Origin of the sequence: Streptococcus sp. HMSC077D04 (assembly GCF_001808785.1) — a bacterium.
GTDB classification, from domain to species: Bacteria; Bacillota; Bacilli; order Lactobacillales; family Streptococcaceae; genus Streptococcus; species Streptococcus mitis_BX.
This window is the reverse complement of sequence record NZ_KV794537.1, coordinates 3,004-3,840: the sequence shown is the minus strand read 5'-3', so window position 1 is coordinate 3,840 and position 837 is coordinate 3,004. Positions and strand designations below refer to the sequence as shown.

2 pseudogenes are annotated in these 837 nt (G+C 39.8%); both read right to left on the bottom strand.

What is annotated here, in order from left to right:
* Positions 1-305: pseudogene (locus tag HMPREF2701_RS06840) on the bottom strand (LXG domain-containing protein); the annotation flags it as partial.
* Between the two features lie 137 nt (positions 306-442).
* Positions 443-837 (bottom strand): annotated as a pseudogene (locus HMPREF2701_RS06835) (hypothetical protein); the annotation flags it as partial.

Below are 837 nucleotides of genomic sequence, written 5' to 3'. Positions count from 1 at the left end.
AGCTGGTCTAGGTCCAAATCACCATATCCAGAAACCTGAGCATCCGCATCTTTGTAGGATGTCAACTCTAGTTGGATATCATCTATCGCTGCTTGTAACTTCTTGATGCTGGGGATGATAATCTCTATAAAGAGACCTTTACCAGCTGTGTAGGCTGCTCCTGTCAACTCACCTGAGTCTAAAGAGGAAATCAGGTGATCACAGCCACTAGATAAGCGGTCTGTGACTTCATTTGCGACTCGGAGGTTGTTCGTCATGGCCTGAATCAATTCTTGGGATTCTTGTGCGCTGTATTTTACTCCCATGGTAGCCGATTCCTTTCCGCTATCAGTTCTTCTCTAGCTTCATCGAAAGTAACAACCAGATAGCCATCAAAAGTCAAAATAAACCTCCATCACCAAACAAATGGCAACCATCTAGGCTTACTTAAAGATTCTTAAACTTACCTATCCACCACTTGAGCTTCAAAGTGTGCTGGCTTGTCGTCTACATTGGTGATGGTTATTGTATAGGACTTGTTATTGGTTACATTAAATACTTTTTCCCCCTGGTAACTGACAACAATTCCATCCTGGACTAAATGGATATCTTTTTGATTATTGGGTAACTCTTCATCAACATCTTCTGAATGATGGCTTCGAACAAGTTTTTGCCCTTCAACATCATAAAAAATATCGCCATGCATCTCAAACCAAACTTTTTTACCTGATAATTTAAGCTTATTAGTATCATTTTTTTCAAGATTAATTCTGAGTAGTATTCTACATCATGTGTCCGAGGATTTACTGTAAAGTTAGCCGACTCTCCTGGTTGCAGAGTATACTTACCAAGATTTTG